The 15157-nt window shown below is 71.1% G+C and carries 14 protein-coding genes and 1 pseudogene; 7 read left to right on the top strand and 8 right to left on the bottom strand.

Annotation, left to right across the window (positions count from 1 at the left end; all coding sequences use genetic code 11):
• Positions 1-33: 33 nt before the first annotated feature.
• The 8 genes and pseudogenes from E1283_RS16735 to E1283_RS16770 form a co-directional block, all read right to left on the bottom strand.
• Positions 34-1503 (bottom strand): MFS transporter, encoded by a 1470-nt coding sequence (locus tag E1283_RS16735; protein WP_132818854.1) that lies wholly within the window; start codon positions 1501-1503, stop codon positions 34-36.
• 428 nt (positions 1504-1931) lie between these two features.
• A complete protein-coding gene (locus E1283_RS16740) occupies positions 1932-2579 on the bottom strand; it encodes a MerR family transcriptional regulator (protein ID WP_132818855.1) in 648 nt (215 codons plus the stop codon).
• A gap of 92 nt (positions 2580-2671) precedes the next feature.
• Entirely contained in the window at positions 2672-3361 is a 690-nt protein-coding gene (locus E1283_RS16745) for a 4'-phosphopantetheinyl transferase family protein (protein ID WP_132818856.1), read from the bottom strand.
• Positions 3362-3378: 17 nt separating this feature from the next.
• Entirely contained in the window at positions 3379-4932 is a 1554-nt protein-coding gene (locus tag E1283_RS16750; RefSeq protein ID WP_243744889.1) for an acyl-CoA carboxylase subunit beta, read from the bottom strand.
• 45 nt (positions 4933-4977) lie between these two features.
• A pseudogene (locus E1283_RS16755) lies at positions 4978-6330 on the bottom strand (NAD(P)/FAD-dependent oxidoreductase); the annotation flags it as partial.
• A 67-nt stretch (positions 6331-6397) separates the two neighbouring features.
• Positions 6398-7504 carry a beta-ketoacyl synthase N-terminal-like domain-containing protein gene (locus E1283_RS16760; protein ID WP_132818858.1) on the bottom strand — a complete coding sequence of 369 codons (1107 nt, stop codon included), beginning with the start codon at positions 7502-7504 and terminating at the stop codon, positions 6398-6400.
• Complete coding sequence (locus tag E1283_RS16765) at positions 7501-8721, bottom strand: beta-ketoacyl-[acyl-carrier-protein] synthase family protein (RefSeq protein ID WP_132818859.1); 1221 nt, start codon at positions 8719-8721, stop codon at positions 7501-7503. Before E1283_RS16765 ends, E1283_RS16760 begins: the two co-directional genes overlap by 4 nt.
• Positions 8714-8989, bottom strand: a complete 276-nt coding sequence (locus tag E1283_RS16770; RefSeq protein WP_165956150.1) for an acyl carrier protein — start codon at positions 8987-8989, stop codon at positions 8714-8716. The genes E1283_RS16765 and E1283_RS16770 overlap by 8 nt, the downstream gene beginning before the upstream one ends.
• A 264-nt stretch (positions 8990-9253) precedes the next feature.
• On the opposite strand from E1283_RS16770, the gene E1283_RS16775 reads away from it, so the two are divergent.
• From E1283_RS16775 to E1283_RS16805, 7 genes are all read left to right on the top strand, one after another.
• A complete protein-coding gene (locus E1283_RS16775) occupies positions 9254-10282 on the top strand; it encodes a beta-ketoacyl-ACP synthase III (RefSeq protein WP_132818861.1) in 1029 nt (342 codons plus the stop codon).
• A complete protein-coding gene (locus E1283_RS16780) occupies positions 10282-10566 on the top strand; it encodes an acyl carrier protein (RefSeq protein WP_132818862.1) in 285 nt (94 codons plus the stop codon). The genes E1283_RS16775 and E1283_RS16780 overlap by 1 nt, the downstream gene beginning before the upstream one ends.
• On the top strand, positions 10563-11756 hold the full coding sequence (locus tag E1283_RS16785) for an acyl-CoA dehydrogenase family protein (RefSeq protein WP_279571265.1): 1194 nt from the start codon (positions 10563-10565) through the stop codon (positions 11754-11756). The genes E1283_RS16780 and E1283_RS16785 overlap by 4 nt, the downstream gene beginning before the upstream one ends.
• Before the next feature lie 10 nt (positions 11757-11766).
• The gene (locus tag E1283_RS16790; protein WP_132818864.1) at positions 11767-13116 is read left to right on the top strand and encodes a cation:proton antiporter; all 1350 of its coding nucleotides are present in this window, start codon (positions 11767-11769) and stop codon (positions 13114-13116) included.
• A gap of 157 nt (positions 13117-13273) precedes the next feature.
• On the top strand, positions 13274-13573 hold the full coding sequence (locus tag E1283_RS16795) for a hypothetical protein (protein ID WP_132818865.1): 300 nt from the start codon (positions 13274-13276) through the stop codon (positions 13571-13573).
• Between the two features lie 37 nt (positions 13574-13610).
• Positions 13611-14264, top strand: coding sequence for an SDR family oxidoreductase (locus tag E1283_RS16800; RefSeq protein WP_132818866.1), 654 nt, complete (start codon positions 13611-13613; stop codon positions 14262-14264).
• 85 nt (positions 14265-14349) lie between these two features.
• Positions 14350-15087: an alpha/beta fold hydrolase gene (locus E1283_RS16805; RefSeq protein ID WP_132818867.1), complete on the top strand. Its 738-nt coding sequence runs from the start codon at positions 14350-14352 to the stop codon at positions 15085-15087.
• Positions 15088-15157: the final 70 nt, after the last annotated feature.

Raw genomic sequence — 15157 nt, forward strand, 5'->3', positions numbered from 1 at the left:
GGCGGGAAGGTGGCTGGGTGGGGGCTCGCCGGGTCAGCGCGACTCGGTGACGGTGAGCCCCTGCTCGGGCAGCCCGCGTTCGGCCGCCGAGCCCTCGGCGGGCGGCTCGGCCGAGCCGCCGGTGTGACGGATGAACAGGCCCGCGACGGCGCCCAGACCGACCACGGCGACGCCGAACCACAGGGCGGGTTCGAGACCCGCCACGAACGCCTCACCGGCGTCCTCGGGGCCGACGATGGGGTGTCCGTCGAAGCCGTGGGTGAAGATGGTGGTGAGGACGGCGATGCCGAGGGCGCCGCCGAACTCGCGGACGGTGTTGTTCACGCCGGACGCCTTGTTGTGCTCGGAGTCGCGCACCGAGCCGATCACCGTGGCCGGGTTGGCGGCGAACACCATGCCCATGCCGATGCCGGCCAGGATCATCGGGGCGACCATGGCGCCGTAGGAGAGGTCCGGCTCGGCGACGAGCGCGATCCAGGCGAGCGCCACGGCCTGGAGGCCGGATCCGATCGCCTGCAGGATCCCGCCGCCGAACCGGTCCACCAGCGCGCTCACGATGGGCACGGCCACCATGGGCGCAGCCGTCCAGGGGAGAGTCCGCAGGCCGGCCTCGAGCGGGCCGTACCCCATCGGCCCCTGGAGGAACTGGGCGAGGAAGAAGATGGAACCGAAGACGCCGAAGTACATGGTGAAGGCGACGGCGTTGCTGAGCATGAAGGCCGGGATGCGGTACATGCGGAGCGGGATCAGCGGCTGGCTGGCGCGCCGTTCCTGCGCGATGTAGCCGGCCAGCAGCACGACGGCGAGGACGAGGGCGACGAGGGCGTTGGTCTCGCCCCAACCGTGGTCGGCGGCCTGCACGATGCCCCAGACGGCGACGACGACGGCGCCGACGATCAGGACCAGGCTGGTGACGTTGAGGCTGCGGTCCTCGCCGCGGCTCTCCTTGATGGCCCAGAGCGCCAGCGGGAAGGCGATCAGGCCGACCGGCACGTTGATCCAGAAGATCCAGCTCCAGTCGAGGCCCTCGGTGACGAGGCCGCCGGCCAGCGGGCCGACCGCGATGCCGATGCCGTTGACGGCACCCCAGACGCCGACCGCCATGTTGCGCTGTTCACGGCTGACGGCGGCCACCGCGAGGGTCAGCGAGACCGGCAGGATCAGGCCGGCGCCGGCGCCCTGGAGCACCCGGGCGAAGACCAGCCACCCGACGGAATCGGCCATCGCGCAGATCGCGGAGGCGACCGTGAACGAGCCGATACCCCACAGGAAGACGCGGCGCCGTCCGATGCGGTCGCCGAGCACCGCGCCGGCCAGCAACGCGCCGGAGAACGGCAGCGTGTAGCCGTTGACCACCCACTGGAGCTCGGCCTGGGTGGTGTCGAAGTCCCCGGCGATGGTGGACAGGGCGGTGGTCACGACCAGGTTGTCCAGGGACCCCATGAACATGGGGAGCGAGGCGGCCAGGAGTGCCCACAGCACCCCCGGGCTCTTGCGTGTCATTCCTGTCTCCCGTTTCTTTCTCTGAGCTGGGGTGACTTTTCTGAGCTGGGTGAACTTTCCTGCGGAAGTCCTGAGCAAGAGAAACGACGGCGTCTCCTTCGCCCGGCGGGAAATCGCGGAAACCGCGCACAGGAAGAATCTCGGGACAGCCAAGCGGCGCGCTTTTCGACGCTTGGTGGAACCCTCGCGCGCCTCCGTCGAGGCGCACGCGGGCACGAGCATGCCGGCGTCCGGAGCGACCGCGCCCGCGGACCGGCGCCGTGGGCGGTCGGCCACCCTCAACGACCCACACTCTACACTATCGATACTGCCACTATCACCTACCCGGACACGAACTCCGGGCCAAGAACACACCAAGAACTCCCGTCACGACGAAGGCCCCTGGCGCCCCGTCAGGGTGCCAGGGGCCTTCGCTCGCCGACGGGGCGTCAGGCCGACTCGGCGCGCGCCGCGACCCGCTGCGAGGTGTCCTCCTGGGCGATCCTGCGCAGCGCGGCCATCGCCGCGTCCCCCAGCACGGTGCCGAGCACCACGCCCTCGATCTTGCCGTCGGTGCTGCCCATCTCCCCCACGACCGCGAGCTCGGCGGCCGCCAACTCGCTGGCCGCGGCCGCGTAGCGGTCGAGCAGCACCAGCATCTCGCCCTGGCCCAGGTCCCGGTAGGTGGTGACGATCTGAACGAGCATCGACCAGCCCGGGTTCTTCTCGGCCTTGGCGGGGTTCCAGCCGTGCCGCCTGGCCAGCTCGGCCACCTCGCGCTCGGCGAGCATCCGCTCCTCGGCCGTACCCCGCTCTGCGGAGGCCCGGCTGACGGCGAGTTGGGCGACGCCCAGCATGTCGTGCACGGTGCCGCCAGGCGTGTCCACCTCGACCAACACCTCGCGGACGGCCGCGATCGACAGGCCGCCCACCTCGAGCATGGCGCGGATCAGCTTGAGCCGACGGACATGGGACTCGTCGTACCGCACCTGGTTCGGGCTGGTGCGCTCGCCCGCGGGAAGCATGCCTTCCCTGGTGTAGTACTTGATCGTCGGAACCGAAACTCCGGTTCGCTGCGCCAACTCTCCAATACGCATTCCCTCAGCATAAGCCACCCGCCGTTTCCTCCGTAGAGAGCGTTCTCGATCCTCTCCCGCGGGAGCGCCGACCAAGGCACGTGAATTCGCCTTTATCGGGCCTGATTCGCGGCCACCAGCGCCCGCTGGCGAGGGCGCTCGGCCGGAACCGCGACCGCGGTCGCCAGCAGCCCCCGGGCGACGTTCCAACGCCCGGGGAACCCGGCGGGACCGAGGCCCACCTCCTCGGGGACCGGCACCAGGAACCTGACCGAAAACGAGCTTGTGACCGGTTCGAAGAAGATCTCGGCGTCCTGGAAGCCCAGTTGGCGACCGGTCAGCGGGAACCACGCCTTGTAGACGCTCTCCTTGGCGCTGAACAGCAGCCGGTCCCAGTGGACGCCGGGTGGCAGTCGGCGCAGCGCCGCCGCCTCGGCGGCGGTCGACACCCGCCCCAGGACGCCGGCGGGCAGCGGTCGGTGCGGCTCCGCGTCGACGCCGACGGCCAGCGCCTCGCGGGAGAGCGCCGCCGCCCGGTACCCGGTGGTGTGGGTGATCGACCCGGTGACGCCCGGCGGCCAGCCGGGGGCGCCGCGCGTCCCCGGCAGGATCGCCGTCGGCGGCAGCCCGAGCCGGCCCATGGCCTGCCTGGCGCAGTGCCTGGCGGTGGTGAACGCGCGACGCCGCCGGCCGGCGGCCCGCGCGATGACGGCCTCCTCCTCGGGGAGGAGCGCCGCCTCGGGCGGGTCGCCGAAGGCCTCGACGACCTCGACCCAGGGCGGCAGGATCGCTCCGAGCGGCATCGCGGTGTCCCTCCGGTCTAGATGGGCGTCGTGCCGTGCTTGCGCTCGGGCAGCTGCGCCTTCTTGGCGCGCAGCATGGCGAGCGACCTGATCAGCACGGCGCGGGTCTCGGCCGGGTCGATGACGTCGTCCACGAGGCCGCGCTCGGCCGCGTAGTACGGGTGCATCAGCTCGGACCGGTACTCCTTGACCACCCGGGCCCTGGTGGCCTCCGGGTCGTCGGCGGCGGCGATCTCCCGGCGGAAGATCACGTTGGCCGCGCCCTCCGCGCCCATCACGGCGACCTCGTTGATCGGCCAGGCGAAGGCCAGGTCGGTGCCGATGGAGCGGGAGTCCATCACGATGTACGCGCCGCCGTACGCCTTCCGCAGGATCATCGAGATCCGCGGCACGGTGGCGTTGCAGTAGGCGTAGAGCAGCTTGGCGCCGTGCCTGATGATGCCGTTCTGCTCCTGGTCCCGGCCGGGCAGGAAGCCGGGCACGTCGACCAGGGTGATCAGCGGGATGTTGAACGCGTCGCAGAACTCGATGAAGTTGGCGGCCTTCTCGCTGGCGCGGCTGTCGAGCACCCCGGCGAACGAGTTGGGCTGGTTGGCGACCACCCCGACCGTCTGTCCGGCGAGCCTGGCGAAGCCGCACAGGATGTTGCCGGCCCACTGGGCGTGCACCTCGAAGAAGTCGCCGTGGTCGGCGATCTCCTCGATGACGGCGTGCATGTCGTAGGAGCGGCGGGGGTCGGCCGGCACCAGTTCGAGCAGCTTCTCGCTCCGCCGGTCCGACGGGTCGTCGCACGGCGCGACCGGCGGCTTCTCCCGGTTGTTGGCCGGCAGCAGCGACAGCAGGTACCGCACCTCCTCCAGGCACTCGGTCTCGCTGTCGTGCACGAAGGAGGCCACCCCGGACATCGTGGCGTGGGTGGCGGCGCCGCCGAGTTCCTCGTGCGACACCGACTCGCCGGTCACCGCCTTCACCACGTCGGGTCCGGTGATGTACATCTGCGACATGCCGCGGACCATGAACACGAAGTCCGTGAGCGCGGGCGAGTAGGCGGCGCCGCCCGCGCAGGGCCCCAGGATCACGCTGATCTGCGGGATGACGCCGGACGCGGCGACGTTGCGCCGGAAGATGCCGCCGTAGCCCGCCAGCGCCATGACGCCTTCCTGGATGCGCGCCCCGGCGCCGTCGCTGAGGCTGACCAGGGGGGCGCCCGCGGTCTCGGCCATGTCCATGATCTTGTGGATCTTCTCGGCGTGCGACTCGCCGAGCGAGCCGCCGAAGATCCGGAAGTCATGGGCGTAGGCGAAGACCGTGCGGCCGTGCACCTGGCCCCAGCCGGTCACCACGCCGTCGGTGTAGGGGCGTTGCCGCTCCAGACCGAAGCCGGTGGACCGGTGCCGGCGCAGCGGCTCGATCTCGGTGAAGGTGCCCTCGTCGAAGAGCAGCGCGAGCCGCTCGTCGACGGTGAGCTTGCCCTTGGCGCGTTGGTTCTCGGTGGCCCGCTGGCTGATCCCCTTGCCTTCCTCCCCCTTGATGTGGCGGAGTTCGGCTACTCGATCCCGCACGTCGGGCACCTCGGGCGTGGACAGTGCGGCGACATCTCCGGTCAACGTGCGCCCCTAGGCGTTGGTCGGGACACTGGTCCTGAGGTTCGACAGGTACGGGTACCAGACGTGGCCCGGGTCGTTCTCGACCTCCTTGATGGACTCACGCATGGCGACCAGCGCCTTGGGGCTCTCCTCGTACATGTCGCCCTGGAGCAGCTGGAGCACGTCGATCCGGAACTTCGGGTCCTGGACGAACTCGGCGAAGAGGATGTTGAGCCGGTAGTAGATCTGGATGAACTCGTACCAGTTGCGGGTGCCCATCGACTGCATGCGCTCGTACTCGGCGAACTGCGACCGGTCGAACTTGCCGTCCTTGGCGGCCGCGATGATGTCACGGGCGGCCAGCCGGGCGGTGTTCATCGCGATGCTGACGCCGCTGGAGAAGATCGGGTCGACGAACCGGGCGGCGTCGCCGATCAGCACGTAGCGGTCGCCGGCGACCTGCTCCATGGAGTAGCTGTAGTCGCCCTCGGCGCGGAACGGCCGCACCCGCTCGCACTTCTTCAGCTCCTCGGTCAGGTCGCGCCGGGTGCCGACGAACTTCCAGAAGAACTTCTCGCGGTCCGCGTTGAGCTCGGCGAACTGCTTCTTCTGGGTCACCACGCCGATGCTGGTGATGGTGTCGGTGATCGGGATCTGCCAGACCCAGGTGTCGTTCATCGGCAGGAAGTGGATCTGGATGTGGTCGACTTCCTTCGGGTCCTGGCAGAGCGCGCCCCGGTCGAGCCCCTCGAACCAGGTGTGCACGGCGTACTGGTCGAAGTGCGGGTCGCCGATCTTGATCTTCTGCTGCCGGCCGATCAGGGTCTGCCGCCCGGAGGCGTCGACCACCATCTTGGCGGTGAAGTCGGTCGACTTGGGGCCGATCCTGACGGTCACCGTGACCTGCTCGGGGTCGTCGAAGTCGACCTTGGAGACCCGGACGCCCTGGAAGACCTTCGCGCCCAGCTCCTCGGCGTGCTTCAGCAGGATGAGGTCGAACTTGCCGCGGTCGACGTGGTACGTGAAGTCGCGGTCCACGCCCTCCTGGGCCCGCTCGCCGAACCTGACCTCGGCGTGCCCGTCGACGGCGAAGTCCATCGACAGCGAGGGCTGGTTCATCACGGCGTGCTTGCTCGGCGTGGTCCAGGTGGCGCCGTACTTCTTGGGGAAGTCGGCCTCCTCGATCTTCGGCATCACGCCGGTCTCCAGCAGCACCCGGGTGGTGGCCGGCACCAGGGACTCGCCGACGTGCGGCCGCGGGAACATCTCGCTCTCGAAGACGGCGACGGAGAGACCGTCCTTGGCCAGATAGGAGGCGGCGGAGGAACCCGCCGGGCCGCCGCCGACGATGATCACGTCAAAGTCAGTCTTCATGACCCACCTGTTCTCATAAGGACTCGTTGGGGTGGCGCTGAGCTGGGTGGAGCGGAGTGGCGCGTGGTGGAGCGGACTAAGCGGTCGGGCGGCGGAGCAGGAAGCAGCCGACGCTGCCGTCGGCGCCGAGCGAGGTGACGAGGGCGTGCCGCTCCGCCGGGTGCGAGCCGTCCGACCAGCGGGCGAGCACGGCGGCGGCCTGCATGGCGCCGCTGGCGCTGTAGCAGTCGCCGAGGGCGTCGGAGACGCGCAGCGACGTCGGCAGTTCGCCGAGCGCGAGCCGCAGGCCGTACTCCTCGACGGTGCGGGCCCCGTGCTGGCCGGCGGCGCCGAGCGAGACGAGGTCCACGTCGCCGGCCGTCAGGCCGCTCCGCTCCAGGAGCCGCGTCACGGTCTGGGCCAGGCCGCGGGCCGGGGTGACCCGGCGGTTGCGCGGGTCGAAGTAGCCGACCTCGGCGCCGAGCAGTTCGGCCAGCACCTGGCGGTCGCCCACCTGGGCCGGGTCCTCGGCGACCAGCATGGCGCAGCCCTCGCCGAGCACGGCGTCCTGGGTGAGCGTGCCGGACTTGTGCCAGCCCCAGGCCACCTGCGGGCTCAGCTCCTCGACGCCGCCGACGAACACCCGGCTGGCGTGGCCGAAGCGGATCGCGTTGCGCGCGTAGCGCAGCGCGGAGACGCTGGAGGCGTGGCCGTTCGCCAGGGTGGAGTTGACGCCCTGGAACGCGTTCCAGACGGCGATCTGCCCGGCGCAGGAGTTCATCACGGAGTTCGGGAACCGGGACGGGACGTAGCCGACCTCGGGGTTGAAGATGGAGTCGGCCAGCTCGTAGACGCTGCGCACGCTGCCCGTGGTGGTCCCGAGGGCCACCCCGGTCCTGGCGCGCAGCGCGTCGTCGTCGGCGCCCCCCGCGGTGTCCAGGGCGAGCCGGGTGGCGATCAGGCCGAAGCCGATCATCCGGTCGAGCCGACGGGTGCCCTTGCGGCCGACGTAGTCCGCGAGCCGGATGTCGGGCACGATGCGCACCGCGAGCGGCGGGAGGACCTCCGCGTCCTCCGCCGGCGGCGTCTCGTTGGGCTTCGTCTCGCCGTCGAGCAGCGCCCGAAGGGCGGCGAGGCCGGCGCCGGCCGGGGAGACCACGCCGCATCCGGTGATGGCGACCGGGTCCAGGACCGAGGTGGTCACTTGACCCTCCCGAAGATGGTGATGGCGTTGTTGCCGCCGAAGGCGAACCCGTGGTTCTCGACGATGTTCAGGTTGGCCGGCTTGGCCACGCCCGGCACGAAGTCGATGCCGGGGCCCAGCTCGGGGTCGCTCTCGTCCAGCGTGGCGGTGGGGGGCAGGAAGCCCTCCTCGAGCGCCTTGCAGCAGATCACCGAGCCGAGGCCGCTCGCGGCGCCCATGGTGTGGCCGAGCATCGACTTGATCGAGCTGATCGGCGGCACGTCGTCACCGAACACCGCCCGGGCCGCGGCGACTTCGGCGGCGTCGCTGGCCGGGGTGCCGGTGCCGTGGGCGCAGATGTAGTCGATCTCCTGGGCCTTGACGCCGGCCGCGGTGTGCGCCGACTGCATGCAGGAGGTGATGGTCGCGACGTCGGGCTGGGTCATGTGCTTGGCGTCGCAGTTGACGCCGTAGCCCAGCACCTCGGCGTAGATCCGGGCGCCGCGCGCGACGGCGTGCTCCAGCGGCTCCAGGAAGATGCAGACCCCGCCCTCGGCCGTGACGATGCCGGAGCGGTTGCTGTCGAAGGGCCGCAGGATCTCGGAGATGATGCCGATCAGCGAGAACCCCAGGTGGGTGTAGCGGCTGACCGAGTCGGCGCCGCCGGCCAGGAAGAAGTCGGCCTCCCCGGTACGGACCAGGTCGTAGCCGTAGCCCAGGGTGTAGTTGCTCGCCGAGCAGGCGGTGCCGAAGGTGACGGCCTCGCCGGTGAGGCCGAGCTCGCTGTTGACGGCGCCGGCCAGCCGGTTGGCGGGCGCGGTGCCGACCGGTCCAGGACCGAACTCCTCGCCGCCGCTGCGCGACCACTGCTCGGCGATGCCGTACATCACGCGCGGCTCGCCGCTCGCGGTGCCCATGGCCGAGCCGGCGTTGGAGGCGCGGAGCAGGTCGGGGTCGATGTGCGCGTCCCGGACGGCGAGCCGGGCGGCCGAGGCCGCGAACTGGCCGCTGCGGCCCCAGGCCTCGGGGTCGAGGCGCTCCAGGATCGCGCCCGGGTCGAAGTCCTTGACCTCGCCGGCGTTGCGCTTCGCGTAGCCACTGGCGTCGAAGCTGCTGATGGGCGAAATCCCGCTGCGCCCGGCCTTGATGGACTCGGTGAAGGGCTCGACCCCGATGCCGATGCTGCTGACCACGCCGAGCCCCGTGACCACCACGCGCCGGGAGTTCGGCTCAGACATCGCTGCCTGCGCCGCTGTTCTCGGAGACCAGCTTGAGGACCATGTCCAGGTTGACCATCTCGCCGACGCGGTCGGACGGAATGACGACGCTCAATTCGTGCTCGAAGCGCGCCACGATCGCCAGCAGCGAAAGGGAATCCGCCTCGTATTCCTCTTCGAAGTTGGCGTTCTCGGTGAGTTCTTCCGGCTCGATCTCAAGCTCTTCGGCGACGATCGAGCGGACGGCGGTGTGAAGCTGCGAAACGCCCTGGGCGGCATCCTGGGTCACCGGATACTCCTCGGTCTCGGGTCTGGTGGAGACGGTTCGAGTTAAGCGAGAAGATGTGGTGGCACGCAACCGATGCCCCCTTAAGTTCCGGCCGCCTTCATCGAAAGTAGTAGTGGGGGGTGGGGGGTTGCGTTACCTGCGTCACACCCCCGGCAGAATTCCTGGGAAACTGACGGGAAGTGTATGCGTGTTTGACACTGCTTTGATGTGTGGCCGGTACGAATTACCGCAGTGATGTGCCGCCTTATCTGCGAGGAGACCAGCATGGCTCGCGCCGCGGTTATCGATGCCATCGGCCACTACCTCCCGGAGGGCCGGGAGACCAACGACGAGTTGGCGCTGCGGATGGACACCAGCGACGAGTGGATCAGGACCAGGACCGGGATCAGGGCCCGTGCCAGGGCGGGCGACGACGAGCCCACCTCCCTGCTCGGGGCGCGGGCCGGCCGGGCCGCGCTCGCCGGGGCCACGGTCCCGGACGTCGACCTGGTGATCGTCGCCACCACCACACCGGACATGAAGTGCCCGGCGACGGCCCCCGTGGTGGCCAGCGAGCTGGGCCTGGCCGGCGCCGGCTCGTTCGACATGAACTCGGCCTGCACCGGGTTCCTCGCCGGCCTCGGCGTGGCGTCCGGCCTGATCAGCAGGGGTGACGCCCGGGCCGTGCTGCTGGTCGGGGCCGAGAAGTACTCCTCGATCATCTACCCGAACGACCGCGGCACCGCGCCGATCTTCGGGGACGGTGCCGCGGCCATGGTGCTGCGCGCCGGCGACCCCGACGAGCTCGGCGCCGTGGGCCGGGTGCACCTCGGCTCGGACGGCAACCTGTGGAGCCTGGCCCACGTGCGGTCCGGCGGCAGCGCCTTCCCGCGGGCCGCGGAGGAGGACCCGCACGACCCGTACCTCCGGATGGACGGGCGCGCCACCTACCGGCACGCGGTCGCCCGGATGACGGAGACCTGCCGGGCGGCGCTCGCCGACCGGTCGATGACGGTCGACGACGTCGACCTGCTGGTGGCCCACCAGGCGAACGTGCGCATTCTCAACGAGGTCGCCAGGGAGCTCGGGCTGGACGCCGAGAAGTCGCTGGTGGATCTCACCGATATCGGCAACACCGCGGCCGCCTCCATTCCGATGGCGCTGAGCCGGGCACACGCGAACGGCGTGTTGGCCGGCAAGGAAAGGATGCTGCTGACCGCGTTCGGCGCGGGTGCGAGCTGGGGGGCGACCGTTCTCCAGTGGCCGGCCGGCCTTTCTCAGGAAACTTCTCGTAATTCGGGAGACGATAACTGATGACCATCAGCTCGGGAGAGATCGTCGCGGATCTCCACGAACTTTCTGACCAGCTCGACCTCGATCTCGAGGAGGTCGAGGTGAGCGGCGCCTCGTCGCTGGAGAACGACCTGGGAATGGATTCCCTGAACCTGATGGATTTCCTGGTCTTTCTGGAGAAGAAGTACCGGGTGAAGATATCGGACGAGCACCTGAACGACGTGGAGACGATCAGCGACATCGTCCACGTGCTCAACGAGATCAGCCCGGCCGCGGCTGGCCCGACCGGCGACGCGGCCGCGTGAGGGGGCCGCGCGGGGCGGGTCCCGGAGCCGAGGTAGCCGGATTCGTCGACGACTTCCGGGCGTTCGTGGCCGGAACGCTCGCGGACGCGCCGGCACCGGGCCCCGAGACGGTGTACGACGACGAGCACCCGCTCTGGGAGAAGTTCCGCGCCGCGGGCCTGGCCAACTGGTGGCTGCCGGCGCGACACGGCGGGCCCGGCGTCCCGTTGCGGGTCTCCGTCGACCTGATCGCCGAACTGTCGTACCACGACCCCGGGTTCGCGTTCGCCGCGATGCTGCCCATCCTGGGCTCCCGGATGCTGGAGTTCTACGGCACCGCCGAGGTCGCGGACCGCTACCTGGGCGAGATGGCGAAGGGCGGCACGTTCTGCGCGGCGCTCGGCAGCGAGGTGGTGGCCGGCAGCGAACTCGCCCTGACCGCCACCACCTTCCGGCGGGAGGGCGACCACCTGGTGGTCGACGGCGAGAAGGCGTTCTCCACCAACCTGGCCTTCGGCCGGTTCTGTCTGGCGCTGGCCAGGAACGCGGAGGACCACCGGGACTTCTCCGTGGTCCTGGTGCCGGCGGACACCCCGGGGTTCGAGCCGGGGCCGCGCTGGCTGATGTCCGGCCTGCACGGCACCGGCACCTACCCGGCGACCTTCACGAACTGCGTGGTGCCGGCGGCCAACGAGCTGTCGGGCAACGGCCTGCGGGTCCTGGAGGTCGGCCTCAACGGCAGCCGGATCCTGATGGCCGCCATCGCCATCGGCATCGCCCGCCGGGCCCGCGACCTCTCCATGGAGTACGCGGGGAACAAGCAGCTCGGTGGCAGGCCGCTCACCCAGAACGCCGTCTTCGCGGCCCGGATGGGCCAGTTGGAGATGGAGCTGGAGAGCCTGAAGTCGGTGTGCTGGCGGGCCGCCGACGAGTACGACGCGCTCTACGCCCGCGAGGACGCGGCCGCCGCCTTCCACGGCCAGGGAGTGCTCAAGTCCGCCGTGATGGCCAAGATGCACTGCGGGCAGACGGGTTGGCGCATCGTCAGCGCCGTCTCCGAGGGCTTCGGCGGCCTCGGCTACACGGAGGCGCACCCGGTGCAGCGGCTGCTGCGCGACATGCGGCACATCTCCCTCGTCGAGGGCGGGGACGACGTGCTGCGGGAGCTGACCTACGGCCGCTACGTCCGACACGCCTCCCGGCGCGGTTGAGGGGGCGGAGATGACCGAGTTGATCGCCGCCGCGCCCGTCCCGCCGCTGTCCGCGCACCCGCTGCTCACGTTCCTGCTCCAGGCCGGGCTGCTCCTCGGCGCCGCCCTGCTGCTCGGCGGCCTCGCCAGGCGGCTCGGCATGCCCGCCATCGCCGGCGAGCTCACCGTCGGCATCATCCTCGGGCCCTCGCTGCTGAGCGGCCTCTTCCCCGGGATGGGCGACTGGCTCTCCGTCGACCAGGTGCACCTGCTGGACGCGGTGGGACAGTTCGGGGTGCTGATGCTGGTCGCCATCACCGGCATGCACCTCGACAGCTCACTGCTGCGGCGCCACGGCAGAACCGCGGCCACCGTCAGCGCGGCCGGCCTGCTGCTGCCTCTCACGCTCGGCATCGGCGCCGGCGTCCTGCTGGCCGACCGGCTGCGCGAGCCGGGCTCGGAAGCCTCCGTGTTCGCGCTCTTCCTCGGCGTCGCGATGTGCGTCAGCGCCATCCCGGTGATCGCCAAGACGCTGATCGACATGAACCTCATGCACCGCAAGATCGGCCAGCTGATCATGGTGAGCGGCACCATCGACGACGCCTTCGGCTGGCTGATGCTGTCGGTGGTCTCGGCGATGGCCACCACCGGGCTGAGCGGCGGCAACGTCGCCGAGGCCGTCCTCACGCCGCTCGCGGTGTTCCTCGCCGCGCCGCTGGTGGGGCGGTTCCTGGTGCGCCCCCTGATGGCCCGCGCCCACCGCTCCGGCTACGAGGCGGCCCCGGTGGGCACCGCGGTGGTCCTGGTGCTCTTCTCGGCCGCCGGCACCCACGCGCTGGGTCTCGAGGCCATCCTCGGCGCCTTCCTGGTGGGCTGGCTGATCGGCGCGGCGCCGGGCGGCCGCCCCAACTGGTCGCTGCCGCTGGAGTCCATGACGCTCTACGTCTTCGCGCCGCTCTTCTTCGCGACGGCGGGGCTGCGGATGGACCTGACCGCGCTGGCCGATCCCGAGATCCTGGCCATCGCGCTGGGCATCGTCGCGCTGGCGATCCTCGGCAAGTTCCTGGGCGCCGCCGTCGGCGGACTGTCCAGTGGGCTCACCCGCTGGGAGTCCCTGGCGCTCGGCGCCGGCATGAACGCCCGCGGGGTGGTGGAGGTGATCATCGCCATGGTCGGGATGCGGCTCGGCATCCTCTCCGTGGAGGCCTACACCATCATCGTGCTGGTGGCCGTGGTCACCTCGCTGATGGCGCCGCCGCTGCTGCGGTTCGCCATGCGGCGCACCGTCGAGGACTCGCCCGAGGACCTCGCCCGCTCCCGCCCGATCGGGCAGCTTCCCGACCCCGTCGGGGCGCCCGCCGACGCGCGCGGGGGTGGCTAGGCCGACCCCTGAGCCCGGAGAGCCCGGAGAGCCGGGAGGGCGGGAAGCGCCCGGAGAGCCGGGAGAGCCGGAAAAGCAACTGTGAGCCCAACTGCCGATAGTGCAACTATCGTTAGTTGGGGTACCGTCAGGTCCCTTCCAGTCCACGGGAGTTCCCATGTCCGAGATGTCGTCCTCGCTGGGCAGACGCGCCCTGCTGGTGGGCGCGGCCGCGCTGGGCGTCGGCGGGGCAAGCGCCTCGCTGGCCACGCCGGCCGCGGCCGCCGGCCGCCCGACCGCGGTCCGGGCGGCGCCCGCCGCCGCCACCCAGGCCGTCTGCGCCTGCGCCGTCTGGGGCGCCGCGCCCTCGGCGGGCGCCGCCGCCGAGGCGCTGGCCGGCTGCCCCGCCCACCGGGCGACCGCCGTGTCCGCGCCGACCCTCTCGTCCGCCAGCTTCGCCCCGGCCGCCGCCCGCTGACGCGGACTCACGGCCCCACACCCACCCTGGGGGATCCATGAAGATCGCCGTCTTCGGCGCCACCGGCGGCACCGGCAGCGTCGTCGTCCGGCAACTGCTGGAGGCCGGCCGGGACGTGCGCGCCACCACGCGCGGCCTGGACGCGGCCGCGCGGCTGCGCGCCGCCGGCGCCGAGGCAGTCCAGCTCGACCTGGTCAGCGCCTCGCCGACGGAGGTCGAGGCCGCGCTCGGCGGCTGCGACGTCGTCATCAACGCCGCGGCCGGTCGCACCACGTCGGGTCGGACGGCCCGGAAGGTGGACCGGGACGGGATCATCAGGGCCATCGACGCCGCCGAGCGGGCGGGCGTCGGGCGGTGGATCCAGATCTCCATGATGGGCAGCGACAATCCCAAGCGCATCCCCTTCTTCCTCCGCCGGGTGGCCGCCGCCAAGGGACAGGCGGACGACCACCTGGTCCGCTCGGGGCTCGTCTGGACGGTGATCCGGCCGCCGTGGCTGAACGGCGGCGGCCCCACCGGCTACGTCACGGTGGCCAGGAACCTCGACGGCGGCTCGCTCTCCCGCGGCGACCTGGCCGCGGTGGCCGTCGCCTGCCTCGACGAACCCGCCACCCACCGCCGGCTCTTCGATCTCTCCGGCGGCGGCGTCCCGATGGACCAGGCCCTGGCCTCCGTCGCCGAACTGTCCTGAGCCGCACCACGGGGCACTGAGCCGCAACCGATTCACCGCACATCATCATCCGACGCTCGACCAACGTCAGGATTGGAAGGCACCCATGTCGACCAAAGTTGTCTTCGTCCATGGTTACCCCGACACGCACCGGCTCTGGGATCCGCTCCGGGAGCACCTGCGCGGCTACGACACGGTGGCTCTCGACCTGCCGGGCTACGGCGGATCCATGCCGGACGGCCTCACCGGCACCCGGTGGGAGCTGGCCGAGTGGCTCACCGGCGAACTGCGAAGATTCCGCCGGCCCGTGCACGTGGTGGCGCACGACGTGGGCGGCATGGTGCTGCACAGCGTGCTCAAGAACAACCCCGAACTGCTGCGCAGTTGGGCCCTCACGTCAACCTGCGACCCGGACTGGTCGTGGCACCACAACGCCCGGGTCTGGCAGACCACGACGCTGGGCGAGGCCGCCAGGGACGAGTACCTCGGCTACCCGCGCGAGTGGCAGATCATCGGCCTCGGTGAGGCCGGCGTGCCCGAGTACCACGCGCCGGTGACCGCGGAGCACTACGACGCCACCATGTTCAACGCGGGGTTGGCCTTCTACCGCTCGTCCGTCTACATCGGCGACTGGTGGCCGGAGGAGAACGCCGAACTCCCGCCGGGTCTGGTCCTCTGGGGCAACCACGACCGCTACCAGGCGCCGCAGCACGGCGTGAAGCTGGCCGCCCGCACCGGGGCCCGCTTCGTCGCGCTGGACTCCGACCACTGGTGGCCGCTGGAGCAGCCCAAGGCAGGGGCCGAGGAGCTGCGCCGCCACTGGGCGGCGGTCGAGCGCGGCTGACGCCTCCCACTCCCCCGCCCCCCGGGCGGTCCCGGGAACGGGGGTGGCGGCGGGCGAGGCGCCTTCCGCC

Source organism: Streptomyces hainanensis (assembly GCF_004348415.1).
Classification (GTDB): Bacteria; Actinomycetota; Actinomycetes; order Streptomycetales; family Streptomycetaceae; genus Streptomyces; species Streptomyces hainanensis.

Excerpts from the sequence above, each read along its gene's own strand:
- E1283_RS16735 (WP_132818854.1), bottom strand. The coding sequence starts at position 1,503 with ATGACACGCAAGAGCCCGGGGGTGCTGTGGGCACTCCTGGCCGCCTCG.
- E1283_RS16740 (WP_132818855.1), bottom strand. The coding sequence starts at position 2,579 with ATGCGTATTGGAGAGTTGGCGCAGCGAACCGGAGTTTCGGTTCCGACG.
- E1283_RS16745 (WP_132818856.1), bottom strand. The coding sequence starts at position 3,361 with ATGCCGCTCGGAGCGATCCTGCCGCCCTGGGTCGAGGTCGTCGAGGCC.
- E1283_RS16765 (WP_132818859.1), bottom strand. The coding sequence starts at position 8,721 with ATGTCTGAGCCGAACTCCCGGCGCGTGGTGGTCACGGGGCTCGGCGTG.
- E1283_RS16775 (WP_132818861.1), top strand. The coding sequence starts at position 9,254 with ATGGCTCGCGCCGCGGTTATCGATGCCATCGGCCACTACCTCCCGGAG.
- E1283_RS16780 (WP_132818862.1), top strand. The coding sequence starts at position 10,282 with ATGACCATCAGCTCGGGAGAGATCGTCGCGGATCTCCACGAACTTTCT.
- E1283_RS16790 (WP_132818864.1), top strand. The coding sequence starts at position 11,767 with ATGACCGAGTTGATCGCCGCCGCGCCCGTCCCGCCGCTGTCCGCGCAC.
- E1283_RS16795 (WP_132818865.1), top strand. The coding sequence starts at position 13,274 with ATGTCCGAGATGTCGTCCTCGCTGGGCAGACGCGCCCTGCTGGTGGGC.
- E1283_RS16800 (WP_132818866.1), top strand. The coding sequence starts at position 13,611 with ATGAAGATCGCCGTCTTCGGCGCCACCGGCGGCACCGGCAGCGTCGTC.
- E1283_RS16805 (WP_132818867.1), top strand. The coding sequence starts at position 14,350 with ATGTCGACCAAAGTTGTCTTCGTCCATGGTTACCCCGACACGCACCGG.